The organism is Paraburkholderia sp. CNPSo 3274 (assembly GCF_024206475.1).
GTDB lineage: Bacteria > Pseudomonadota > Gammaproteobacteria > Burkholderiales > Burkholderiaceae > Paraburkholderia.
In genome coordinates this window covers 1-23,966 of record NZ_JAMBPR010000097.1, presented here as the reverse complement: position 1 = coordinate 23,966, position 23,966 = coordinate 1, and the positions used below count along the sequence as shown (strand labels likewise).

25 protein-coding genes and 2 pseudogenes are annotated in these 23,966 nt (G+C 64.4%); 11 read left to right on the top strand and 16 right to left on the bottom strand.

The window, feature by feature from the left end; all coding sequences use genetic code 11:
- Positions 1–194: pseudogene (locus M3I54_RS38810) on the bottom strand (IS256 family transposase); the annotation flags it as partial.
- 945 nt (positions 195–1,139) lie between these two features.
- Between M3I54_RS38810 and M3I54_RS38805 the strand changes: the two are divergent.
- The gene (locus M3I54_RS38805; protein WP_254345285.1) at positions 1,140–1,961 is read left to right on the top strand and encodes a hypothetical protein; all 822 of its coding nucleotides are present in this window, start codon (positions 1,140–1,142) and stop codon (positions 1,959–1,961) included.
- A 7-nt stretch (positions 1,962–1,968) separates the two neighbouring features.
- On the opposite strand, the gene M3I54_RS38800 is transcribed toward M3I54_RS38805, so the two are convergent.
- Positions 1,969–2,868, bottom strand: a complete 900-nt coding sequence (locus M3I54_RS38800) for a DMT family transporter (protein ID WP_254345283.1) — start codon at positions 2,866–2,868, stop codon at positions 1,969–1,971.
- Between the two features lie 175 nt (positions 2,869–3,043).
- Here M3I54_RS38800 and M3I54_RS38795 point away from each other — a divergent pair, with 175 nt between their 5' ends.
- The 5 genes from M3I54_RS38795 (at position 3,044) to M3I54_RS38775 (ending at position 7,167) form a co-directional block, all read left to right on the top strand.
- Entirely contained in the window at positions 3,044–3,982 is a 939-nt protein-coding gene (locus tag M3I54_RS38795) for a helix-turn-helix domain-containing protein (RefSeq protein WP_375542288.1), read from the top strand.
- Positions 3,983–4,363: 381 nt separating this feature from the next.
- On the top strand, positions 4,364–4,843 hold the full coding sequence (locus M3I54_RS38790; RefSeq protein ID WP_254345279.1) for a VOC family protein: 480 nt from the start codon (positions 4,364–4,366) through the stop codon (positions 4,841–4,843).
- Positions 4,844–4,855: 12 nt separating this feature from the next.
- A complete protein-coding gene (opgC, locus tag M3I54_RS38785; RefSeq protein ID WP_309249675.1) occupies positions 4,856–5,293 on the top strand; it encodes an OpgC domain-containing protein in 438 nt (145 codons plus the stop codon).
- A 24-nt stretch (positions 5,294–5,317) separates the two neighbouring features.
- Positions 5,318–5,500 carry a hypothetical protein gene (locus tag M3I54_RS38780; protein ID WP_254345275.1) on the top strand — a complete coding sequence of 61 codons (183 nt, stop codon included), beginning with the start codon at positions 5,318–5,320 and terminating at the stop codon, positions 5,498–5,500.
- The gene (locus M3I54_RS38775) at positions 5,497–7,167 is read left to right on the top strand and encodes a tannase/feruloyl esterase family alpha/beta hydrolase (RefSeq protein WP_375542287.1); all 1,671 of its coding nucleotides are present in this window, start codon (positions 5,497–5,499) and stop codon (positions 7,165–7,167) included. The genes M3I54_RS38780 and M3I54_RS38775 overlap by 4 nt, the downstream gene beginning before the upstream one ends.
- Before the next feature lie 10 nt (positions 7,168–7,177).
- On the opposite strand, the pseudogene M3I54_RS38770 reads toward M3I54_RS38775, so the two are convergent.
- Positions 7,178–7,966: pseudogene (locus tag M3I54_RS38770) on the bottom strand (hypothetical protein).
- Between the two features lie 273 nt (positions 7,967–8,239).
- Between M3I54_RS38770 and M3I54_RS38765 the strand changes: the two are divergent.
- Positions 8,240–8,503, top strand: a complete 264-nt coding sequence (locus M3I54_RS38765) for a hypothetical protein (protein WP_254345274.1) — start codon at positions 8,240–8,242, stop codon at positions 8,501–8,503.
- A 61-nt stretch (positions 8,504–8,564) separates the two neighbouring features.
- On the opposite strand, the gene M3I54_RS38760 is transcribed toward M3I54_RS38765, so the two are convergent.
- Entirely contained in the window at positions 8,565–8,825 is a 261-nt protein-coding gene (locus tag M3I54_RS38760; protein WP_254345273.1) for a DUF2934 domain-containing protein, read from the bottom strand.
- 114 nt (positions 8,826–8,939) lie between these two features.
- On the opposite strand from M3I54_RS38760, the gene M3I54_RS38755 reads away from it, so the two are divergent.
- Entirely contained in the window at positions 8,940–9,317 is a 378-nt protein-coding gene (locus M3I54_RS38755; RefSeq protein WP_254345270.1) for a VOC family protein, read from the top strand.
- A gap of 43 nt (positions 9,318–9,360) precedes the next feature.
- Here M3I54_RS38755 and M3I54_RS38750 read toward each other — a convergent pair whose 3' ends face one another.
- Positions 9,361–10,641: a phospholipase A gene (locus tag M3I54_RS38750; protein WP_254345268.1), complete on the bottom strand. Its 1,281-nt coding sequence runs from the start codon at positions 10,639–10,641 to the stop codon at positions 9,361–9,363.
- 313 nt (positions 10,642–10,954) lie between these two features.
- Between M3I54_RS38750 and M3I54_RS38745 the strand changes: the two genes are divergently transcribed.
- The gene (locus M3I54_RS38745) at positions 10,955–11,371 is read left to right on the top strand and encodes a Spy/CpxP family protein refolding chaperone (RefSeq protein ID WP_254345265.1); all 417 of its coding nucleotides are present in this window, start codon (positions 10,955–10,957) and stop codon (positions 11,369–11,371) included.
- 46 nt (positions 11,372–11,417) lie between these two features.
- Positions 11,418–11,708: a hypothetical protein gene (locus M3I54_RS38740; protein WP_254345264.1), complete on the top strand. Its 291-nt coding sequence runs from the start codon at positions 11,418–11,420 to the stop codon at positions 11,706–11,708.
- Positions 11,709–11,790: 82 nt separating this feature from the next.
- On the opposite strand, the gene M3I54_RS38735 is transcribed toward M3I54_RS38740, so the two are convergent.
- From M3I54_RS38735 to M3I54_RS38710, 6 genes are all read right to left on the bottom strand, one after another.
- Entirely contained in the window at positions 11,791–13,905 is a 2,115-nt protein-coding gene (locus M3I54_RS38735; RefSeq protein ID WP_254345257.1) for a phosphocholine-specific phospholipase C, read from the bottom strand.
- Positions 13,906–13,994: 89 nt separating this feature from the next.
- Positions 13,995–14,438 carry a hypothetical protein gene (locus M3I54_RS38730; RefSeq protein ID WP_254345255.1) on the bottom strand — a complete coding sequence of 148 codons (444 nt, stop codon included), beginning with the start codon at positions 14,436–14,438 and terminating at the stop codon, positions 13,995–13,997.
- Between the two features lie 163 nt (positions 14,439–14,601).
- On the bottom strand, positions 14,602–15,003 hold the full coding sequence (locus tag M3I54_RS38725) for a PPC domain-containing DNA-binding protein (RefSeq protein ID WP_254345254.1): 402 nt from the start codon (positions 15,001–15,003) through the stop codon (positions 14,602–14,604).
- 123 nt (positions 15,004–15,126) lie between these two features.
- Positions 15,127–15,447: a DUF4148 domain-containing protein gene (locus tag M3I54_RS38720; RefSeq protein ID WP_254345253.1), complete on the bottom strand. Its 321-nt coding sequence runs from the start codon at positions 15,445–15,447 to the stop codon at positions 15,127–15,129.
- Between the two features lie 208 nt (positions 15,448–15,655).
- The gene (locus M3I54_RS38715; RefSeq protein WP_254345251.1) at positions 15,656–17,158 is read right to left on the bottom strand and encodes a M81 family metallopeptidase; all 1,503 of its coding nucleotides are present in this window, start codon (positions 17,156–17,158) and stop codon (positions 15,656–15,658) included.
- Between the two features lie 68 nt (positions 17,159–17,226).
- A complete protein-coding gene (locus M3I54_RS38710; RefSeq protein WP_254345249.1) occupies positions 17,227–18,516 on the bottom strand; it encodes an MFS transporter in 1,290 nt (429 codons plus the stop codon).
- A 131-nt stretch (positions 18,517–18,647) separates the two neighbouring features.
- On the opposite strand from M3I54_RS38710, the gene M3I54_RS38705 reads away from it, so the two are divergent.
- Positions 18,648–19,565: a LysR family transcriptional regulator gene (locus M3I54_RS38705; protein ID WP_254345247.1), complete on the top strand. Its 918-nt coding sequence runs from the start codon at positions 18,648–18,650 to the stop codon at positions 19,563–19,565.
- 164 nt (positions 19,566–19,729) lie between these two features.
- Here M3I54_RS38705 and tssJ read toward each other — a convergent pair whose 3' ends face one another.
- The 5 genes from tssJ to M3I54_RS38680 form a co-directional block, all read right to left on the bottom strand.
- A complete protein-coding gene (gene tssJ, locus M3I54_RS38700) occupies positions 19,730–20,257 on the bottom strand; it encodes a type VI secretion system lipoprotein TssJ (protein WP_254345245.1) in 528 nt (175 codons plus the stop codon).
- Complete coding sequence (locus M3I54_RS38695; protein WP_254345243.1) at positions 20,257–20,598, bottom strand: type VI secretion system baseplate subunit TssF; 342 nt, start codon at positions 20,596–20,598, stop codon at positions 20,257–20,259. The genes tssJ and M3I54_RS38695 overlap by 1 nt, the downstream gene beginning before the upstream one ends.
- 10 nt (positions 20,599–20,608) lie before the next feature.
- Positions 20,609–21,328: a type VI secretion system baseplate subunit TssF gene (locus M3I54_RS38690; protein WP_254345241.1), complete on the bottom strand. Its 720-nt coding sequence runs from the start codon at positions 21,326–21,328 to the stop codon at positions 20,609–20,611.
- Between the two features lie 4 nt (positions 21,329–21,332).
- Complete coding sequence (locus tag M3I54_RS38685; protein ID WP_254345239.1) at positions 21,333–22,118, bottom strand: type VI secretion system baseplate subunit TssF; 786 nt, start codon at positions 22,116–22,118, stop codon at positions 21,333–21,335.
- A partial coding sequence (locus tag M3I54_RS38680) for an ImcF-related family protein (RefSeq protein ID WP_302059318.1) occupies positions 22,115–23,966 on the bottom strand: 1,852 nt, incomplete at its 5' end. The genes M3I54_RS38685 and M3I54_RS38680, both read right to left, overlap by 4 nt.

Below are 23,966 nucleotides of genomic sequence, written 5' to 3'. Positions count from 1 at the left end.
CCCGCCGGATAACCCAGATGGTGTCCAAGTTCGGCACCCAGCGCCCGCTCGATCAGCGCCTTCTTGAACGCGGCTGAAGCGGCGTGCACCGCTTCGGCGGTCATGGGTCCCTTCACGAACTGGTCGATCAGCTCCTTCGGAATGGACGGTAACGCTGTCTGCGCTTCGGTAGTTGTCTTGGGTTTGCGTGGCATACATGCTCCTTGAGCTACATGTTATGCCTTGAACACAAAATCTATGACAGACCCTTCCCCATGCGCTCAACAAGCCGTCAAACGACGCGCCGGCCGGCGCCGGCCGTGGCTCCGGCAAAGGCACGCCAGTCGAGCGGTAGCGCGCGGATCCTCGCGCACTCGCACCCTTATTGACGCGTTCGGCGGCGCCGTTGCGCATGGCGTAGCGAACGACATCCGAGGCTTCGCGCGAACTCATCAATCCCGACGCAGTAATTTCGCTGACCGACGCGCTTTCGCGTTGCGCCAGCCAGCGCAGCAGCGTGAGCGCACTACCGTGAACCTTCATTACTGGCCTCTCCCGTCTTTGTCTTGTCCCTGTCCCCGGCGCAGATCCCGCGACGCACTGGACGAATTTCGCATTGTCTGCAATGCCATACGCTTATCCGCCCGTTGGACTCGTGGTAGTGCCATTGGGCTTGATTGCGGCGGCGAAACTGAACAGCGGTGTGGGGACCGCGCTCGCCAGGAGGGTGAAAAGCGCGGGCGTGGGCTGCACGCGCAGATAGGCCTTCGGCTTTGCATTCGTTTTCAGTCCCCGCAGGCGCGGGCGTACGCGGTAACCCCGGAGCGGCTGGCACGCCGCGTGTTTGCATTCATATTTATCTGCTCATCCGAGGGTATCGGCAACCGTCAGACGAATCTTTAGCGCAAACGATGAATTAATGGAGGCCGCCTCTTCTGTAATAAAAATGAAGGCATCCAAAATTCAATTGAATTATCCATGGGAAGGTTTGGTCTGCCATCCCACATACTCGCGGCCCGCATCCCGTCACAATCGACGCGGCCGCGCGGGGCCAGCGGCGCATGATGCAAAACACATAAACGCCCGACTGGCGCTCCGAGGCGACCGCGAAAAACAACGCGCAAGGGGTTCGCATGGAGCCGATCACATTTGGTCAGTGCGTGAAGGGCGCATGGCGCGACGGCTGGCGATACCTCCGTCACCGCCCCGCATTTGCCGTTTTGCTCCCGCTCTATGCGTGGCTGTCGTCGTCCGTCGTGAACGTACTGCGCCCCGACAGCACGCCGCCGTTCCGGCTCCTCACCTATGTCCCGTTGGGCGTCTTCGCACTGATGGACAGCGCGCTATTTTCGCTTCTCATCATGCACGCCATACGCTTCGTATTGCTTGACAATGATTCGACGAAGGCGCAGCCGATCTCGGGGCCGAGCTATTGGCGATTTCTTGGCTGCACCTTTGGACTGACCATGCTCGCGCCGGTGCTCGTCTGCCTGGCGCTGGTGCTCGTCTTCCTGGCCATGGCGCTGTATGCCGGGCTGATGATCTGGCTCGCTCACACAGCGAAAACCGCGATTGCGCAGTTTCCTGTCGAGGCGCACATCCTGATACCGATCGTCGGGGGAGGTTTCGCGCTGTTTGCCGGAGGCATCAGTTGTTTCGTGCTCACGCGGCTGAGCCTGCTCCACACGCATGTCGCCATTGGCGGCACGCTCAGGATACGGGAAGTCTGGACCGATACGCGAGGGCATTGCTGGAGCATCTGGCTCATACAGTGGTGCGCCGGACTGCCAACGCTCGCGGCCTGGGTCCTGGTCGCCGCATCCGACCTCGCGACGGGGCACCAGGGTCTCGCTTCGCTCAACACCCACAATACGCTGGGCACCGCACTCGCCGCTTTTGGCGCGCTCTATCTTGGCGCGCCATGTTCCGCCTGGCTATACCGGCGCTATGCCAACACCCTCAAGGCCAGCCTGGCCCGCTGAAGCTCGCTCACGCAACTGGCGCGCGCCGCGCAAACAGGCGCCGTGTCAGGTCGAACGCCACGAGGTTACCCGAGACGACCAGCAAAAGCCCGATAACGGCGAGCAAGGACCAGCGGTAGCCCTCGTAGACCGTCGAGACCGCCAGCGCCACGATCGGGAACAAGACCGTGCAATACGCCGCGCGCTCGGGCCCGATCCGGCCAACCAGCGTCAGATAGGCCGTAAAACCGATCACCGACCCTGCCACGACGAGCCAGGCCAGCGCGCCGAGGTAGCGTGCATCCATGTCGAGCCTGAACGGCAATCCGGCGATCGCACTGCCGGCCACGAGCACCGCAGTGCCGATCAGCATGGCCCAGCCATTCGTGACGAGCGGGTTGAGCCCCATCGACTGCATGCGGCTGGACAGCAAATTGCCCGCGGAGAAACACAGCGTGCCGAGAAACGCCACGGCGAGCCCGAGCCATGCGGTCTGATCGCCGATATGGCCGGCCATCTGTTGCACGAAGAGGCAAACGATCCCGATCAGGCCGAGTACGGCGCCGCCCACGGCGGTGGGTTGCAGCGGCCGGCCCATGAAAATGCGCCCGTTGATCGAATTCAGGAGCGGCGCGGTCGAAAACACCACGGCGACCAGCCCGCTCGGCACGATATTCTCGGCATAGTAAAAGCACAGGAAATTGAGGCAGAAGAGCGCTAGCCCCTGGGCGACGAGATAGCGCCACGCCGCGCGCGGCGGCCAGATGGGGCGGCGCATCGCGCCCAGCAGTGCGAACACCAGGAGCGCCGCGAGCCCGAAACGCCAGGCGATCGAAACGGGCGCGGGCACGACGCCAAGCTGCCACTTGATAGCGATCCAGGTGGAGCCCCAGATCAGGACGGTGAGCACGTAGAGTAAAAGATTCATTGCCGGAAAAGAACCTCGAGTCGATGCCCCAACTATGGCGCAAGGGGGCGGAGCGGACTTGTCCAGGATTGCGCATTTCTTGCCTGCGCCCGGCCACGGCCGGCAACAGCGGGGGTACGCGCGTATACTTTGGCAACCCGCTTTGAAAATCCGCTTTGACGCCCCCAACACCGACTTGCAGCCCGCCGCCCCGACCGTGAACACCCAGCTGCCGCTTCCCGCTCCCGCCCTCGCCGAGACGCCCTTTGGGCTGCACTCGGTGTGCCGCACGCTGAGCGCGGCCAATGCAACGCTGGAGCGCTTTGCGTGGCTCGGCGACCAGTTTGCGGCCGCCGTCTGGACGCGCGAAACGCGCGAGGCTGAAACCGTCTATGAGCGGCCGGGCCATCACACGCTGTCGTGCTATCTCGACGGCGGCTACCGCACGGAACGGCAGAAACTGCCCGGCGTGTACGGCGCGCCAAGCCGCCTCTGCGCGCTTCCCGGCGACCACGAATCGCGCTGGTGGGTGCGCGGCCACATGCATTTCATGCATCTGTATTTCCTCCCCGAGCACTTCACGCAGCGCGCGGTGCGCGAACTCGACCGGGAACCGCGCGAACTCACGCTGGCCGACCGCACGTATTTCGAAGACGAACGCATTGCCGTGCTCTGCCAGGCGCTGGCCAACGAGGACTGGGCCGATTCAGACGGACTTTTGCGCAGCAACGAAACGGCGCACGAAGTGCTGAGTCTGCTGCTGCGCAGCCAGGGCGTGCGGCGCACCGGCGCGGACCTCAAGGGCGGCCTCGCCGTGTCGACACGGCGCCGCCTGCGCGACTATATCGACGCCCACCTGGGCGAGGCACTGACGCTCGGCGCACTGGCCGATGTCGCGTGCCTTTCCGAATACCATCTCGCGCGCATGTTTCGCGCCTCGTTCGGGCAGCCGCCGCACGCGTGGATCGCAGCCCAGCGTCTGGAGCGGGCCCGCGTCCTGTTGCGCACGACCGCCCTGCCGCTCGCGCGGATTGCGGCAGAGTGCGGGTACGCGAACGCGAGCCACTTCAGCCATCGCTTTCGCGACGCGTTCGGAGCCGCGCCGAATGTCTATCGTCAAGCATTCCTGAAGTAGTCGTAAGTTCCTCGATCCCGCCGTGCGTGGCTCCATGTTTTGAAGCGCGACCGGGCCATTGCCCCCTTGTCGCCCGCTCTGCGCGCAATCTTGCACGCCGTCGCTATTCTGGTCACGCCGGTAGTGACATTGACGCTTACGCTCATGTTCGCGCCACACAGCACCCGCGCCAATCTTGCGCTGTGTCTTGAATCGCAGTCCGAATCACCTTCGGAACGCGGCAAGATCGATTCGCACAGCGCCCAGTCCGCCCAGTCCCTCGCGATCAAACGTTGCATCGACTAGCCGCCATGCCCAGCCAGCAAAAATCCCACACACCGCCGAGGCTTTGTCACAATGGGCGGTACGCGCCGGCAATGAGGCGCCTCGTCAAAGGAGATCATGATGGCGGAACTTGTGACTTGCCTGTGGTTCGATGAAGGTAGAGCGCGCGAAGCGGCGGAGTTCTATGCCACGACGTTTCCGGACAGTCATGTCGTGGCTGGCCATGTCTCCCCGATACCGGGCATCGGCGCGGGGGCGGAACTGGTGGTCGAATTCACGGTGCTCGGCCGGCGTTTCGTGGGCCTGAACGGCGGCCCCAACTTCAAGGCGAACCAGGCCGTGAGCTTCATGGTCGAGACAGAAAGCCAGGAGGAGACCGACCGCTACTGGAACGCCGTTGTCGGCAACGGCGGCGAGGAATCCGACTGCGGCTGGTGCAAGGATCGCTGGGGGTTTTCTTGGCAGATCACGCCAAAGCGCCTGCTCGAATGCGTCTTCGGTGCCGATCGCGAAGCCGGCAAGCGCGCGATGGAAGCGATGATGCAGATGCGCAAGATCGACATCGCCGGAATCGAGCGCGCCGCTGCAGCAAAGTAAGCGGCCCGTCGGATACGCGTCGGTCGCGGCCTTCATGGCCGTGCGCGCGCATCGCTTTCGGGCGCGATACTCGCGCTCTTGCACCTGAACCCTGCTGCCGCCGACCTGAGCGGCTGGGCGTCGTTTGCCGCGCATCCGGTGCGCGAGACATTCCACCTCGTACTGCTCGCCCGCCAGCCGTATCTGTCGAGCGTGCTGCCGATGTATGTCATATTTGCGCTGTGCGTGCCTGCAGCGGTGCCCTTCGCCCGCCGCGCGCGGCTCTCAACACTGGTCTGCAACTTGCTGCTCTGGGCCTTCGCGCCGCTGCTGGCTGCCATCATCGGCGCGAGCCCGTTCGCGAACTGGCCGTTCAACCCATTCGCGTGGCAGTTGATGTTCGTATTCGGCATGCTCTGCCGGCTGCACCCGGTTCCGCCCGGTTTCCAGACCTCGGAAACCGGGCGCTGACTGGTACGATTCGCGTTCGCCGCGGTGGCGCTGTTCGCGGCGGTTAAATGGTTCGTCCTGACTCAACCCATGCCTGGGGCAATGAAACAGCATCTGGCCCTCACGCGCATCGTCAACTTCATCGGCATTGCCATGGTGGCGGCGTATTTCGTCCATCGCCAGAAGGACAAGGCCCGTGCGAGCGTCAAAGGAGCCGGCTGCGGATGATACGACGGGGCAGCCGTGCACTCGAATCCCTCGAGGCGATCGCCATCGCCACGCTGATGCTCATCGCGAGCGGCCACGCTTTCGCCCAGCACATGCCTTCGCTGCCGCTGCATTGCACCGACCTTGCCGGCGCGCTGCTGCCGCCCGCGAGCATCGGCCTGCCGACCAACGGTGCGCTCGTGCAGAGCGCCGCGATGACCCCCGCGACCGCCACAGGCAATCTCAACGGCGACTTCTGCCGTTTGACCGGCGTGATCCGCGCGCAGAGCGCCGGAACGCCGGACATCCGTTTCGAAGTCAACCTGCCGAGCCGCTGGAACGGCCGCGCGCTGCAATTCGGCGGTGGCGGCTACAGCGGCGTCGTGGTGACGGGAACCGGCCCGATGCCTTTGTCGCCCGACCGCGCGCCGCTCGCGCGCGGCTATGCGACCTTCGGCGACGACTCCGGCCACAACGGCACGTCGTCGGAGGCCAACTTCGGACTGCTCGAAGAAGCCGTGACCAATTTCGGCTATGCGCATTTGAAGAAGGCGCATGACGTCGCGCTCGCACTGATCGCCCTCGTCTACGGGCGGCCTCCGGAGCACATGTATTTCGCGGGCGGCTCGACGGGCGGCCGCGAAGGCTACACCGTGATCCAGCGCTATCCCGACGACTACGACGGCGTGATAGCGAATTCGCCCGCGCTGAACTTCTCGGGTGTGCGCTTGACAGGCGTCGTGGTGGGTCAGCACGAATACCGCACACCGGGCGGCTATCTTTCGCCACAGTTGCTGGAGCACGTGTATGAGCGCGTGATGCAGGTGTGCGATGCGCTCGACGGCGCTGCGGACGGCGTCATCAGCGACGTCGAATCCTGCCGCGCGAAAGAGCCGGAGATCATCGACTCGCTGCGCTGCTCGTCACAGGATCAGACGGATCGCCAGCACGCCGACGACGACTGCCTCACGCCGCCGCAGATCGCGACGCTGGAAAGCTTGCGCGACGGCCTGCGCCTGCCCTACGCGCTCGCCTGGGATGCGGACAGCTATCGCGGCTACAACGTCTTCCAGGGCACGCGCTTCACGAGCATGCTGGGCCTCGCGCATTCGCCACAGCGGCTGACTCAACTGGGGTTCGTCTCCAATGGCTACCTCTACGCGCAGGGCGATGCGTACCTCAAGTACTTCATCACGCACGATCGGACTTTCGATTCGACGAACTTCGACGTGATGCGTCCGGGCCGTTACCGCGAGCAGCTTTTTACGCTGTCGACAACGATCGGCGCGATGAATCCCGACGTCTCGCGCTACATCGCACGAGGCGGCAAGCTCATCACCTTGCAGGGACTCGCCGACGAGGTCATCAGCCCGAACCAGACAATCGCGTATTACCAGGGGCTGGTGGGGCGCTACGGCGAAGAGCGCGTCGACAGCTTCATGCGGCTATACATGGTGCCGGGTTACCAGCACGGCAACGGCGTGTTCATTCCGTCCGTCGATCTGCTCGGCGCGCTTGACGACTGGGTCACGCACGGCAGCGCGCCGGAAACGCTGTTCGTGACCGACATTGCCCAGGCCACGAACGGCCGCACGCGGCCGCTGTGCCGCTACCCGGCGTTTCCGCGCTATTTGGGCAAGGGCAATTTGAATCGCGCGACTAATTTCACGTGCGTGATGCCGCAATGACCCATGCGCGCTACGCGTTATGCGCCCGGCGAGCGGCACGCTGAGGCACTACCACGATGCAGCCGACGATAAAGATCAGCAGCAGCGCGGATGCATAAAAGCGGCTGAAGTGCAGGCCGCCATCCGCGACAGGCTTGTCGAGCAGGTCGCCCAGCGTCGCGCCGAGCGGACGCGTGAGCACGAACGCGAACCAGAAAAGCGCCGTGCGCGAAACGCGCGGCCACAACCAAAGCAGCGCCACGACAACGAGGCCCGCACCAAAGATCGCGGCGCTGTATTCGTAGCCCAGGCCAAGGCCACCACGGTCTTCGCCCGCCACCCAGTCGCCCAGCGCGGTGCCGAGCGTTTGCGAAAACAGGATCGTAATCCAGTAAAACCACTCGACGCGCGGCGTCGCCACGCTCTCGATCGAAACCGTGCCTTCCACTCTGTACCAGATCGCGAGACTGGCCACGAGCAACAGAAGAATGATCGATACGCCGCCGGGATAGCCTACGCCGAGCGAGCGGTCGCAAAAGTCGGCGAGCGTCGTGCCGAGCGTGGTCGTGGCGACGATGGTCGCCCAATAGAGCCACGGGTAGAAGCGCTGCGCGCTAATCTGCGCCGAAACCAGCACGACGAAACACGCGAGAAAAATCAGCGAGCCGACCAGATAGCCCAGATTCAGTGACATCGTCACCCAGTCTCAGCCGGTTTCGCCGAGCGTGGTGCAAGCAACCTTGATGATCCAGAAGCCGAGCGTCACGGCGGGGACCTTGCTGACCGCATCTTCGATGAGACTTCGAGTGGTGGTGGACATGAATACTCCTTGCGCCGCATGAGGGGCGGAACGAAACAGCTTGGGACTATATGCTGCTGTTGCTTAACTAAGCCTTAACCACGACTGGATACGCACTAAACGCGGATCGTTGCCTGCGCATAAGCAAACTCTAAGGTTGGCTGCGTAGTCTGGGGACATGCGTCGTGGTCATCGGACGGCGCAATGTTGAATGAGCGGTTGCAAAAACGGGTTTGCAACCCTCGCACTTTTTTCAGTAATCCGAAATACTTTCTATTGCATGGAGTCTGCATCATGAAACTTCTACTTGCTACTGCTATTGTCTCGCTCGGCGCCGCATTGTCCCCCGCCGCCTTTGCACACAACGCCGAAGCCCCGGCACAAGCCACGCAGATGCAGCAACCGGCGAACCCGCAGCACGCCAGCACACAACGCGCCGACAACTCCGGCTATGGAATGGAAAGCTCAGGCACTTCGAATGGCTCACTTGCGCAAACGTCGCGCCACGGCGCGTTCATGTCGCACGAGGGCCGCAACGATCTGTTCGCGCATCATTGATGTGCGAACAGATCGTGCCAGCTGGCATGAATACGGCCTGAAGCGCGGCCCATTCGTGATTTCACCCTCCGCCGCGCCGCTTGTCTCGCGCCAGTTCGCTCGGCGGCATAGTGTCGCTTTCCTGCAGGGGTTCCCCGGCTAGCCGGCGCTTGCCGGCCTGATCGCTGGCGATATTCGGCGTTTCTCCATCTGCGTCATATTCGGCGGCAATCTGTTTTTCGGCGCGGCTCCAGTATTCGTCCGCCCGACCTTCCGGCGCACCGTCGTCTTCCCAGAGTTGATAGGCGCGTCGCCGGACGCGCTCTTCCCGTTGGTCATTCATGGTCACTCCTCCGATGTGTGTGCGTGAGCAGCGTTGCAGCGAGCAAACACGGTGCCCGACGCGTACGTCATACTCACGCCACTATCATCGAATCCCTGCTGAGGAAAATCGTCCATGACCGACACGAACGCGCTACGTCCCTTCGCTTTTGTTCTCGCCGTCCAGGACCTCGAACGCAACACCGCATACTTTCGCGACGTGCTCGGCTTTCGCGTGGATTGGGCCGACTCGACCGACTGGCGCATCCTCACGAGGGGCGGCGTGCGAATCATGCTCGGCCATTGCCCCGATGCATTGTCCCCAGCGGCAACGGGCGATCACAACTACTTCGGCTACCTGGAAGTCGACGACGTGAACGCGCTACACGATGAAATCGCGCAGAAAGGGGCCATCGTTCTCCAGCCTCCGGTCGATCGCCCGTACGGCATGCGCGAATGCACCGTGGCCACACCGGATGGCCACAGGTTCGTAGTGGGTCAATCCATTGCTTAGGCAACGCTCGATCACAAGCGTTTCCTAACATCCGCACCCCCTATCAACGCGACACGGCGAATCCGATGCGCGCCGCCCAGCGGTGCTGGTTGTAATCGAGAAGATCCTCGGCGTAGCCGTTGAAATAGTTGAGAAACAGATACCCGCCCCATGCATTGCCGAATAGCTTGGCGAGCGGGTATGTAAATTGCACATCGACACTTCCATAGGTTGATTTCGTGCCCTTTCTCAATGTGGTCGCGAGCTGCCAGCCATCCGGGCTGCCGTACTTGATTAGCAGATCGACGTAGCCGCGATAGTCGGCGATATCCGAATTCGTATCCTGGATGTGCGTGTACGCGTAGATCTTCGGTGCGATGGTCAGGTGGTTGGCGTTGAGGTCGCCGAAATCCAAGATAGGCTTCACATACACGAAGTCGATGCCGCGCGAGCCGGAACCGGCGGTCCCGTTCGACTCGTGCTCGTAGCCCGTCTCGACACCCATTCGGGTGAACCAGCGGGTCCTCCACCCGGTGTCCTCAAGGTAGTAGAAGAGCGCGGGCATGTAGCTCGTATCGTGGAACGGCGACTCATACCCGCGGATATCCCAGAGCGAAGTCTGCGTGTAGGCAAAATAGAGGTTGTCGAGGAGACCGCGTGAGCGCGGATCGTCCGGCAACACAAAGCGGAATTTGATACTGATCTGGAAACGTGCGAGATCCGCGTCACTCGAGGACCAGCCGTCGGAGAAATAGTTCGGCTGGTAGAAAGAAAGACGGCCCGCGAGGAAGGTGCCGATGTCCGGCACCAGCGAATTCGAAGGCTTCACAGTCGAAGGCGGCATTTGTGCGGCGAGCGAAGCATTGCCTGCCATCGGCCCTTCGGCCGGCACGATGGCAAGCGGAGTGGATGCGGGCGCAACGGCCGCCGCGGGCGCGGTTGCAGATGCCGGCGAGGCGGCATTCGCCGTGGCCTCGTGTGGCTTGCGCGTAAGCAGGACCACTGAGGGCGATACGTCCACGCCGGGCACGTCCACTCTTAAAGCGCCGCGCGCCCACTCGGGCCACGGCGCGCTATAACTCACCGCCTTCATTTCTCCGGCCGCGAGCCGCACATGCTCGGGTGCACCGGATTCGCGCGTGAGCACCACAGCCCTCGGCAACTCCTCGCCGTTAGTGAGCGTAATACTCAAGGTACGTGGCACGTCGACCGAGGTGCCCGAGGGCGCGTCGCCCGTGTAGGCAATCGTCACGACGAGCGGCTCGTCGGACCTGGCCTCGCGCGGCGGCCGCATGATGGACACGGCGGCGCGGCTCGCCGGCGCATAGCCTGCGAGCGCGGCCACGGCCAGCGCCAGGCACGCCAACCTTCCCCATGGCAGCCGGACGCGTTGTTCGGAACGGGAAGCGGATTCACCGCAAGATGCAATTCGACTCGCCACGTTGCCTCCTTGTATCGCCAGAATGATTCGCCGCGCGGCGAATCCAGCCGATGCTTTTCTACGAGTGAAGCGTGGTGCTTTCGGGAATCGCGCCCTATTCCCTGTTATTCGCTGTTACATAGAGGATGCCAATATTGGTTGCCGCCGCTGCTATGATCAAAACGGTTCGTTCCGACTTGCCGGCCATTGCCGGCGAACGCTATTCGCGAGAACTGACATGAAACCTGTCCTGCTTGCACTCGCCCTGCTCGGCACTTCCACGTGCTGGGCGCAGGCCAGCGCTCCGGCTGGGTCGTCGCATCAGCATCACGCTGAAACCGTCGACGACCGAGTGAAAGAATTGCATGCCGAACTGAAGATTACTCCCGCCGAAGAGGATCAGTGGGCGAAAGTGGCCGACGTCATGCGCAATAACGCTAAAACGGTGGATGATCTGATCCAGCAGCGGCACGACAATGCGCAGCAGCAAACCGCGGTGGAGAACCTTCAATCGTGGAACGAGATTGCCCAGGCGAATGCCGAAGGCAGCAAGGCGATGCTCGATGCCTTCTCGTCGCTTTACGCGGAGATGCCCGACTCGCAGAAGAAGCTTGCGGACGCCGCTTTCCGGCCCACTGAAGCGCACACGAAATAACCAGCCGCGAGCGCTCGCAACGCGCGCTCGCGACGGAGGATCCACGATGAAACTCCGTGTGTTGAAGTTTGCATTCCTTTGCATCGCGACGACGCTGTGCGCGATGCAAACCGCACAGGCACGCGTGAACGTCAATGTGGGCGTGGGCATCGGTATTCCGGGGGCGTTCTACGCGCCGCCGCCGCCCGTGCTCTTCATGCATCCCGCGCCGATGTGGCCGCCTCCGGTTGTGTATTCGCGCCACGGCTTTTCTCCGTGGCACCATCCTGCGCATTTCAGGGGTCCGAGACACGTCCGGCATCCCGGCTGGGGACCGCCGCCGCCGCGCTGGCGATAGCGGTGCCCCTGCTTGATTACGCGGTAAACAAAAAAAGCCACGGCCCGCGAAAGCCGTGGCTCCCCTTGCTCCTTAGGCTGCATCAGCCGCCGAGAGCGGGATCGCTATAGCTCGGGTGGCCCGTCTCGACGTGGCCCGCAATGCGGCGCACGAACGTCGAATCGCTATCGACCGTGATCGTCAGGTCGTACCAGCCGTGCGCGTTGCGCAGGTCGAGATAAAGCTGCTCGGTGTCGCCGCCGGGCACGGTGCGCTGGATCTTGGTGCTCGGGTCATACGCGTTGACGATCGTGAACTGGCAGCGCGCGCTTCCCTTATTCTCGAGGCGCAGTTGCAGGTTGCCATTCGCCACGTCGTAGCCCTCGGCCACTTCGGGGCGCGCCGTTTCGTTGCCGCCGAACCAGCCCGACTTGACCTGGGTGCCCGCGAAACGGCGTAGAAAGCCGTTCGGTCCGTGCACGCTGAAGTCGTACGCGCCGCTCGCGCCAATCGCGAACTTGTCCTGCAGATGCTTGCCGGCTTCGACCGTATAGGTGCGCGGCGCATCGGTGCTGCCCGCCGTGTAGACGAGGAACACGGCACCGGCGCGGCCCGAATTGACGAAGCGCGTGGCGACCTCGCCTGAGCTGGCATTCGCGTCGAAGCGCACGAACAGTTCATACGGCAGCGCGCGCGCATTGCGCACGCCCGCTTCCTGCTTCGGCACGCTTCCCACAATCGGCGGCACCGGCACATAGTCGGGGTGACGAAGCTTGTCGGGCGGCGCATAGCCCGTCGTGGAAGGCAGCGCGGGAATTGCCGCGTTAGGCGTGGCGAAGTTGAATGCCGACATGAGGTCGCCACACACCGCGCGGCGCCACGGCGTGATATTCGGCTCACGCAGGTCGTGATGCAGACCGAAGCGCTTCTCGATGAAGCGGATCACGGAAGTATGGTCGAACGTTTCCGAGCACACCCAGCCGCCGCGCGACCACGGCGAGACCACGAGCATCGGCACGCGCGGTCCGAGGCCATACGGGCCCGCCGCGTACGTGCTGTTGCCCGGGAAAATTTCGTTGATGGTGTCGACGGTCGAGAGGCCGTTCGCGCTCGAAGCCGGTGGGAACGGGGGCGCCAGGTGATCGAAGAAGCCGTCGTTCTCGTCGTAGTTCACGAGCAGCACGGTCTTGCTCCACAGGTCCGGGTTCGACGTCAGGATCTGAAGCACCTGGTCGACGTACCACGCGCCATAGTTCGCGGGCCAGTTCGGATGCTCCGAGTACGCCTCGGGCGCAACGATCCACGAGACCTGCGGCAGCGCATTGTTCGCCACGTCCTGCTTCAGCACATCGAAATAACCGCCGCCCGCCAGCACGTTCGTGCCCGTGCGTGCGCGGTCATACAGCGGATTGCCGGGCTGCGCGTTCTGGTATTGATGGAAATACAGGAGCGAGTTGTCGCCGTAATTGCCGATGTACGGGTTGTCGCCCGTCCAGCCCCACGAGCCCTTGGCGTCGAGGCCTTCGCCCGCGTCCTGATAGATCTTCCACGTAATGCCCGCGTTCTGCAGGACTTCGGGATACGTGGACCAGCCATAGCCCGCTTCCGCGTTGTCGATCACCGGGCCGCCGCCGCTGCCGTCGTTGCCCACCCAGCCGGTCCACATGTAGTAGCGGTTCGGGTCGGTCGCGGTCATCGTCGAGCAGTGGTACGCGTCGCAAATCGTGAACGCGTCGGCGAGCTGATAGTGGAACGGAATGTCGTCGCGCGTGAGGTAGGCCATCGTGGTCGTGCCTTTGGCGGGCACCCACTGGTCGTAGCGGCCGCCGTTCCAGGCGGCGTGCGTCGTCGTCCAGTCGTGCGGCAGATCCTGGATGAACTGCAGGCCCAGGTTGGCCGCCGTGGGATGGAACGGCAGCACTTCGCCCACACCGGCCGCGAGCGGCTGGTTCCACACAGGCTTGCCGGTGGGCAGCGTGATTGCGCGCGTGTCGCCGAAGCCGCGCACGCCGCGCAGCGTGCCGAAGTAATGGTCGAACGAGCGGTTCTCCTGCATGAGGATCACGATGTGCTCGACATCGCGGATGCTCCCCGTGCGGTTGTTCGCGGGAATCGCGAGCGCATTGCGGATGCCCTGCGGCAGCATCGTCAGGGCGGTGGCCGAACCGGCGCTCATCGCGGCGGTGCGGAGAAAGTCACGGCGGCTTCTCGATGTCATCTTGTGGTTTCCATCTTCAGGTTGAGAAAGGCACGCTCGGTACGCCGCCTTGACGGGCGGCAGGCGGCGAGGCCGCGCGGCCGGGGACGTCAATCAGCTGTGTGGATTACGGGTGTGACAAGCGGTTCGATCTGCGCGGCTTGTGCGTCTTGCGCGCTCCCGCTCGCGGGTGGCTTCGCCGGCGAGCGTACGGCGTTCGCGGGCAAGGCTACGCCGACGTTTGCCATGCTGTTTGCACGATCTGGCGGATTCGATGCGGCCGCATCCGACGCCAGCGTGAATGCGTTGGCTAGCGGCGGGCTCTGTGGATTGCTGCCTGGCTGCGCTTGCGCGAGTTCGCGTGCGGCGTTCGTGGTGAGCGCGGCGCGCGCGTCGCTATCGCGTGCGCTGCATGCGCCAAGCGAACACAGCGCGACTGCGCATGCAAGCAGCATGGCGGGCGCACGCATCGTCGTGTATGCAGCGGGCAGGCTCAAACGTCTGCGCGACGCGTTTTGCCATGGCAAACGCGCCGGCGCGGATTCGACCGTCATCGAAGTCTCCGTCCAGATAGAGGCACAACAACGGCTCGAGGAGCGGCCCGAGCGGGGCCTCGCGCGCAGCACAGGCAGGAGCGAGGCAACGCCGAAGCATAGCGAAGCCGCTTTTAAATTTTGTGACGGTGCGTGGGGCCGCCCGGATTGCGGCGCAGGCGGATCAGCCTGGCGCGTTGCGGATCTGCAGTTCCGCGTATCCGGTCGCGGAATCGAGCTCTCGCGAGAAACGATGGCCTGGCAGCAGCACCAGCAGCAGTTCTACCGTGGTGCGGACTGTGCAGCCGCGCGCGACGTGGCCGCCGAACACGCAGCCTTGCGCGTCGGACACGGACATGTGCAGGTGGGCGCCATCGGGCGACACCGAGCCCGCCAGCGTGAGGATTTCCAGGTCGCCGCGCAATTCGGTCGGCGTTTCAGCGCCCGCGAATCGCAACTGCGCGACGCTCAGGCTGCCGATGCCCTGAATGACGAAAGCCGCATGCGAGGCTTGCTGGCCCAGCAAGCCTTCGACGGCGACGCGCAGATCGTCGCCAGGAGACAGCCGTATGGGATGGATTTGCATGCTGGGCTCGGGGTCGTCGTATCCGGCACAGGTTAGGCCGGGACGGAGAATGAGGCAAGTCGCACCATGTGCAGCGGCCCGCTCGAAGCGGGCCGCCCTTGCGTTCACGCCTTCACTCACCCATCACCGATGCGCGTAGAGCGAACCGAAGCCGGGAATGTCGTGAGGAGCCGAAGCCGTGGGCGCGCCCGCTGCCGACGAACCATTCGCCACGCCGCCGAACGCCGATGCCGCCGCGCCGTTCTGCGCACTCACCTTCGCTTCGGCGGCCTCGATGTGCTGCGGATAGTCGTTGTAGTCAGCCGCCGGGTTGTAGCCAGCCTGTTGGAGCTGCACCAGTTCGGCGCGGACCTGGGCACGCGTGAGCGGCTCGGCCGACTGTGCGAAGGAGACGACGGGAACAGCGACAACAGCAGCAACGATCAGCGACTTGATGAGTTTCATGGTATCCACCTGCAAGCATGAGTTGGTTCGGACCACGATTGCGTGGCTCGCGCATCCAGTCTTTTCGATGTCTCTTGTGCGACGTCGCTGACTGGCATGGGTGTATTTGAACTCCCGCACGTATCCCGCTTGTTTCCGCGAACCCCTGCTTTTGCAAGCCTCCTTGTACGTAGCCACGATGGATACACAAGGATACAAGACCCCCTCGCTACTCCCGCATCTCGCTCAGCGACACCCCGTTCGGCCGCAGGCGCAAGCGCGTATCGATGCGCTGCCACGGCAAGTCGGCGGGGTCGGCGGCCATGGGGCCAGGCGCCTTCGCCACGAGATGCGCCGAGGCTATCGCGTCGAAATCGGCGCGATAGTGCACCGAACTCTTGTTCACCAGAATCTTCATGCGCTCCGGTTCGATACCCGCCGCGCGATACAGATTGCGGTCGAAGATCTGCATCTTGACCGAGCTGACCGCGATCCTCACGCCGTCGATGCGCAGGCACGCCACCGGCCCGATCTCGGTCCACATGCCGTTCATCATCGGGCCGTCGAAGCGTACGCGCCCGTCGGCCAGGTGCTCGACCACGAAGCGCCCGCTGAGCGGCGCGTCGCCGGGCACGCCCGTGCCGCCCGCGAGTGCAAGCTCGATCGTCGCGCCCACGCCCGCTTCGTGCGCCTTCGCGGCCGCCTGCGGGTCCCAGATCAGGCCCACGGCCGCGTCGCGTGCGCCCTGGCGCAACAGCGCGCGCACGAGGCCCATCGTGTTCGAGTCGCCACCCACGCCCGGGTTGTCCTGCGTGTCGGCGATGACCACCGGCTGCGTGGCGTGCTCGGCCAGGCGCATGGCTTCGCGCACGGCGGCGTCGGGGTCGAGAAAGCGCACTTCCCAGTCGCGCTCCTGCCCGACGATAGCCGAGGCCAACTCGTTCACCGCCGCAATGACGGCGGCTTCATCGAAGCCGTAACCCCACACGGCCGCGCCGCACTCGGGGAAATCGGAGGCCGGAAAACCCGGCGCGAACGAAAGCGATACGACCGAATCGTCCTCTAACTGCGCGAGATGCGCGTACGTGCCGCGAGCCGGTTCCGCGAGCGTGCACATGCCGTTCACGGGAATCAGGAACGGAATGCGGCGCACGTAGCGCTTGAGCCTGCGCTCGGGCTGCGCTACGAGGCGCATGAGGATCTGCGCGGCGCGCGCGCCCGTTTCGGCCATGTCGACGTGCGGATAGGTGCGATACGCGACCATGGCGTCGGCGTGCGTGAACATTTGCTCGGTCACGTTGGCGTGCAAATCGAGCGACACCACCACGGGCATCTCGCGGCCCACGATGGCCCGTACGCGCGCGAGCAGCGCGCCTTCGCCGTCGTCGAGATGCTCGGTGACCATCGCCCCGTGCAGATCGAGATAGATCGCGTCGAAGCCGCCGCGACGCACGGCATCGACGATTTCGCCGGCAATGCGCTCGAACGCGTCTTCGGTCACGTGCGCGGAAGCGCTCGCCCCGGCCCAGATGACTGGCACGACCGTATGACCCGCCGCTTCTGCCGCCTGGATGAAGCCGCCGGCGGGCACGTTCACGTCGCGCAGCGAGAGCACGTCGGCGCCGCGTACGAGTGGAGGAAAGCCCTCGCCCTGCACGAAGCTCTGATAACTGGCTTTCGTCGGGGCGAACGTGTTGGTTTCGTGCTGGAAGCCCGCGATGAGAATCTTCATTTTCCTTTACCTCACTTGCATAGGATGACTTAGCAAACAGATTTCGTGCTGCGCCTTGATGGCGCAGTTCAGTGCTTCGCGCTCGCGAGCCTCACCGAAAGAATCAGCAGCGCGCCGATGAGCGATACGCCCGCCATGGCGAGCAGCGCCGGCTGGAGGCTGCCCGTCGCCGTCTTGATCCAGCCGATGGCCGCAGGGCCCCAGAATCCGCCGGAAAGCCCGATGGTGTTGATGAGCGCAATGCCGCCCGCCGCGGCCGGCCCCTTGATGTACTCGGGAGGAATCGCCCAGAACACGGTGTAGGCCATCCACAGCGCCATCGTCACGAGCGTGAGCAGCGCGAGCGTGGGCGCCAGGTGATTGCCCGTCGCCGCGCACACCGCGAAAAGCAGCGCGGCGGCCGCTGCCGGCACGGCGCAGTGAAAGCGCCGCTCGCCGAGCCGGTCCGAACGGCGGCCCATATAGAGCATGCCCACTGCCGCAGCGACATACGGAATCGACGTGTACCAGCCCAGTGTGATGAGATTGCTCACGCCCTGCGCCCTGAGAATGGCGGGCAGCCAGAAGCTGATGGCGTAAATCGACGCAATGATGCAGAAGTACGCGAACGCCAGCACATAGACCTTGCGATCGCGCAGCACGCTGCCAAAGGAGGTGGCGTGCGCCTCGGGCGCGCCGACTTCGGCTTCGAGCTGGCGCTTGTCGGCGTCGCTCAGCCACGCGGCATCGGCCGGACGGTCGGGCAGATAGAGGAACGTCGCGATGCCGAGCACGATGCACGGCAGGCCTTCGACGAGAAACATCCGTTGCCAGCCCGCAAGGCCCGCCTTCCCCGCAAGCAGGCTCATGATGGCCGCCGAAACCGGACCGCCGACAATGCCGCCAATGGGTCCGGCCAGAAACACCATCGCAATGGCGCGCGCCATGCGCGAGGGGCCGTACCAGCGCGAGAGATAGAAGATCATGCCCGGCGCAAAGCCCGCTTCGAACACGCCTAGCAGGAAGCGCATGGCATAGAACGCGGGCACGCTGCGCACGAACAGCATGCACGCCGACGTGATGCCCCACAGCACGAGAATGCGCCCGAAGGTCTTGCGCGCCCCGATCTTCGGCAGCAGCAGATTGCTCGGCAACTCGAACAGCACATAGCCGATGAAGAAAATGCCGGCGCCCACGCCATAGGCCGCATCGGAGAAGCCGAGGTCGGTCTGCATCTGCAGCTTGGCGAACCCGACGTTCACGCGGTCGAGGTAAGCAAACAAATAGCAGATCAGCAGAAACGGCAGCAATCGCGCGTTAATCCTGCTGTAGAGCGCGGAAGCGTCGAGGCTTCTCGCGCGGGGAAGAATGGCGGCCATGTCCTGTCTCCTGTTTGGTCTGCGTCGTGCGCAATACCATCCTGGCCAGGGCATACCTCGCTAGCAAGAGCAACAAAGTTCACATATCGTTCTTTTTCAGGCAACAGTCCCTTTACGCGAACGAGGGCGCGATGCGCGAAATCAATCAGCAGCGGCTGCGATATTTCCACGAGGTGCTCACGCACGGCACGATCCGCGGCGCCGCGGACAGCCTGAACACGTCGCCCTCGGTCATCACGCGGCAAATCAAGCTGCTGGAGGACGAACTGGGCGCGCAACTGTTCGAGCGCCAGGCGCGCGGCGTGAAGCCCACCGAAGCGGCGGCGCATCTGCTGGAGTTCTGGCGCGGTTATCGAGCGCAGCAGGAAAAGTTCGAGGATCAGTTGCACGCGTTGCGCGGGCTCCAGCAAGGCCGCGTGGATCTGGCCGTGAGCGAAGGCTACGTGGATGCGCTGGTCGCCAAGGTCATCACGCCGTTCTGCGCGCAATATCCGAAGCTCGATGTGAGCCTCACGATGCTCCCTGTCGACGACGTGCTGGGCGAGGTTGCCGAAAGCCGCGCGCATATCGGACTCGCGTTCAATCCACCGCCGCATGAGCGCATCGAATACCGCGCGAGTTCAGCGCAGCCCGTCGTGCTGCTGGTGCGCCGCGACCACCCGCTCGCGCTGCGGGGCACGCCCGTGACGATCGACGACCTCCTTGCGTGGCCGCTCGCGTTGATGCCCAGCACGTTCGGCATCGGGCATCTCGCGAACATGCTGGCGTTCGCGGAGAACGTCGAGATACGCGCGACGCTCACCACGAATTCGCTTACCGCGCTCAAGCGCTTTGTCGCCGTGGAAAACTTCGCAACGCTGATCGGCGAATTCGCCGCCTCGCGCGAGATCGAAGCCGGCGAACTCGTGACCGTGCCGATCGAGCACGCGCTCTTTCAAGGCACGAAGGCGCGCGTGCTCGTGAAGTCAGGGCGGCCGCTCGTCGCGGCCGCGCATGAGTTGCTCGACTGGATCCTGCGGCGCATGACGATGTTTCAGGCGGAGGGATAACGGCGGCCGGGAAGGCGTTCACGTCGACCACGGCCTGCGCAAAGGCCTGCGGCGCCTCCTGCGGCAGGTTGTGGCCGATCCCGCCCGTGATCACCCGACGGCGCATGGGGCGCGCCGTTCGCGTCGCGCCAGCGATAGTTGTGGTTCGTGATAGTGCAACGGCTTTATCGTTTCCCCGTGTCGATTTCCAGCGTGCGCTCCACTGCCACCAGCCTCACCGGGTCGGTCTTCTTCCACTGCGATTTCGGCACCAGTACGGACCATTCGGTGTTCGCCGTGTCGCGAAAGAACGCCGCGACACCCATATAGTTCGCCGCTTCGCCGATCGGCTCCGACACCTTCAGCGTCTGCCCCGGGCCCAGCATCACGTCCCGGCTCCAGAGCGTTGCGGCCTTCAGCGCATCGTTACCCTCCAGCAGCTGCGCATAGCTCGCAGTCGCGAAGGGCTTGTCATCCTTGAGCTGGTACATGCGCAGCACGACCGGCAGCGAAGCGCCGCGCTCGTTCTGGTTCAGCGCGCCGCGTGCCGTGATGACAAGATTCATCTGCTCGATTCTCGTCTCGAACACCGCGCGCGCGGCATGCACGGTCCCGTCCCTGTCCGACTGCCACATGCCGCACGCAGAAACCGTCAGCGCGAGACCCACGCCGAGCGCACCGCACATGATTCCGGTATGGATTCCAGCACGCATCAGAATGGTGCCCCCTTAAAGTCGGTGCGTGGATACACCGTCTCCTTGCCGTCGATGGTCAGTACCACTTGCATGGAGCATTGCGCGCTCGCGTAACGTCCCAGGAAGTGGTTCAGCACGTCGCCGAACAGGACCGCGTCGCCCGGTCCGTCGAAGCCGCCCGCGTCAAGGTCAACGTGGATGCGCACGATCCGCAGTACGTAACCATGCTGCAGGATTTCCTGGTCCTCCGAGAAATGCACGGTCCGGATCGCGTCGATGCGCTGCGGTACCGCGTCGTCAGGCGTCCAGTCGTAGAGTTCGAGGATCTCGCGCAGTACCGGCGCGCCCTCCATCAGCATCCGGTTGAATTCATTCGCACCCGTTCGCGGTGTAGTGGCCAAGCACGCGCCAGTCGTAACCCGCGTAGTAGCGCGGCGGATACTGCGGCAGGCTCGGCGCCGTCACATTGCGCACCGACGCGATGCCGGTGAAACCCGTGACGGTCTCCGTGATCGTTGCCTCTGCAAGCGCCATGCGCGGCAGGCGTCCGTTGTTCGCGAGCGCACGCACCGTGACATGGCGGTCGGGCCGTGGACGCGCCCCATCGTCCTGTGCGTGGCGGTATGTCCCGGCCCAGAGCTGCCCTGAGAGGGTCACCCACAGCTCCTGCCCCACCACGCCGTAGCGCGTTGAGGTACGGAAGTACCGTTCCGGCTTCTCGTAGTGCAGCATCCAGCCGCGATGCCTGAAGCTCCTGAACGGCCTGTAAGCGTACCGTGCGCTGCCCTCCGGGTTTGCGGCGGTCACCTCAAGCAGGTCGTACGGTTCGACGTGACGCTCCACGGCGGGCTGCACACGCACGCGGTGCTCCTTGTCATGCCAGTCGGCGGGCTGCAGCGGCCGTGCATCGACCTCGAACAGGTTGATCACGGGCGTGCAGAAGAGGCGAAAGCTCTCGCGCCCTATCGGCTGGTCGCCAGGCATACGCCCGTCCAGTTCGATCTCGAGGATCATGCGCGTTTCGCCTGCCGGCACCATCGTGCTGTCGAAGCCGCACAGGTCGACGAAGTGGAACTTCTGCGGGTACACGAAATTACTCCAGCAGTGTCTGCTCGCGGTCCACCGACTCGTCGCGCGCGGAGTCCGTGACCGGCCACAACCGCGTCGACGGGCCGAACCCCGCCGGCACAAAGCGCACCCCGTCGAGCGGCAGCAGCGAGCCGTCGAGCACCAACGGCAGGCGCAGTCCGACCGAGGCGACCTGGCGCATGAGCGCCGCGTACAGCGCGGCGGCGGCAGGCCGGTCGCCATGCAGGTACAGGCGGATGCGCGACAGGTCGACAGCCTCACGCTGGTCTCCAAACCAGAGACCGAACGCCAGGCGGATGACCGTGCGCCCGTCGGCGCGTACTGTCACCCCCGCATCCTCGACCGAAAGCGGCAGCAACTCGACTGCCTGCGTCGTGCGGAACGGACACTGCACCCGATCGGGACCGACCGGTGCCGAGCGCACCACGGCCCCGGCGGGAATCTGCGCCACCTTCGAGCCCCTGTTCAGTGGCGTACATTCGATGATCGACAGAGACGGGATCGCGTGCGCCATGTGCTCGTAAATGTTGTCGAGCATCTCGCCGGTGAGTTCCTGCATGCCGTCGTCGAGCTTCATGTGCAGACGCGCCATCACGAATGCGAAGGCTTCGTTGACCGCGCGGACCTGGTCGTTCTCCTGGCCATACTGCATGCCCAGGCGCCGCGCGGCCTCGGGCTGGTCGTGCGCAAACTCGCGAGCGGTTTCGCGCAGGTAGCGCATCTCGGCGTCGAAATATCTCAGGAACGGGTTTGCGCCTTCCTGCTGCGTGGATTTCCACGGTGCCGTCATGGCTGCGACTCCGGGGGTAAGGGCGGCAATGCGGGCAATCCGGAGATCACACCGGCGCGGCCCGTCACGAAGATGCGCTCGGGCATGCGCAAGCCTCGCAGTTTCAGCAGATCGAGCGGTCCGGATCCCGCCTGCGCGCGCAGTACGTAGCGCAATGGCGCCACCTTGCCGTTCGTACCGTCACCGGACGTCGCGGAAGCGGCCTTCGCGGCGTCGCCACCCGCCCCGGCATTCCAGACGATTTCGTAGCGCGTATCGTCGAGCGGTTTGACCTGCGCTTTTTCTAGCATCCGCAGAAGGGCCCAGTCGCCTGTCGCATCGAACGCGATCCGCACTCCTGCGTTGAGCGTCTGCCAGTTCAACGACGCATGGCCGTTCAGACCGTTGCCCGGCCATGCCAGCGGCGTCCACGTTTCGCGCTGGTTGAAATAGACGATCTGCTGGCCATCCACCGTCAGCTCCGTGCGCGTTACGTCCGGCGTCGGCTGCGGCATGATCCCGAAGTGATAACCCGCCTCGCCCTGCGCATAGAGACGTGCGCCGAGCGGACCCATCAGCCGGAGCATGGCGAGAAACTTCGGGTCGAACTGCAGCGACTGCGGCGCGAGTTCGTTCGGGACCCACTGGTCGCCCTGGCGCTTGAGCACACCGGACAGCTCAAGCTCGATAAAGCGGTTGATCAGCCCCGTCTCGGGCCGCACGTAACGGCCAAACTCGGCAAAGGACGCGTCGGCGCTCGCCGGCGAGAACGGATAGCGCGAGGCGAACGACGAGGCGAAGGGGGCCGCGACGCCCGCCCGCCATGCCTCGTTCAGGCTCGCGGCGGCGGGCTGGAGTACGGCCTGCCATGCCGCGTCGAGCGGTTGCACGAACAGCGTCTGGCCGAAGCCTGCCCACTGTGCGCCCAGGCTCGCGGCGGTCAGCGCCGCGTCGTCGCGCGCCTGCGAGAGATCCGAGAGCTTGCCCTGGAATACCGCCTGCGCGAGACTCCGCGCCATGGCCTGCGCATCCGGACTCGCCTGGATCTGCTGAAGTTTCAGCCGCACGGTCGTATCGGCGGTCAGCACGCGCGAGAGGCTGACGCCGTTGAACGCGGCGGCATTTGCGCCTGCAGCTTTACCCGCACTGCCGCTGGCCGCAGCCGGACTCGTGTCCCCCATCAGCGCAAGCAGCGGGCCAAACGAACGGTCAAGCGGATTCAGAACGGGAGCCTGGGTCTGGTCGCTATCGCTCCCACTGAGCAACCCCTGCGCCTTACGTACGAGCGTATCGGTCAGTGCCTGCGAAGGGCGGGCCGCCTCACCCTGGTACTGTACCGATTTCATGACCGCGAGCAGCGGCGAGGTCTGCGCATCGGTCAGACGCGTGAGCTGGTCGATCACCCCCGAGAAGCTGGTCGCCGCGAGCCACTGGAAGCTGTTGAGCATGGTCGCCCAGGCTTCCGTGTAGTCCGTGAAATACCGGTCGCGCAGGCGCTTTCTCAGCTCGTCGGCGCTCCTCCTTGCTTCGACTGCAGCCTGCGTCGCGTCAACCGCACCCTCCACGGCGGTGGTGCTGATCCGGGCGGTCGGCTGGTCACCGGTCAGCACCCAGTCACCCTCGACATGCTGCCCTTTCACCGCATCGTCGATGGCTTTCTCGACGACGCCCTCCCACGCTGCGCGCGTGAAGATGCCCGGCACCGTCTGTGTGGTCGTGAAGAGACCGTGCGCGTCAGCGCCGACGAGCAGCGTTGCAAGCGACACGTCGGCGTACTTGCCGCGCGCCTCATCAAGCACGTGCTGGTAGAGCACATCGTCGCTCGCGGCCAGGCCGATCTGGTTGACGAGCGTCGAGCGCATCTGGGTG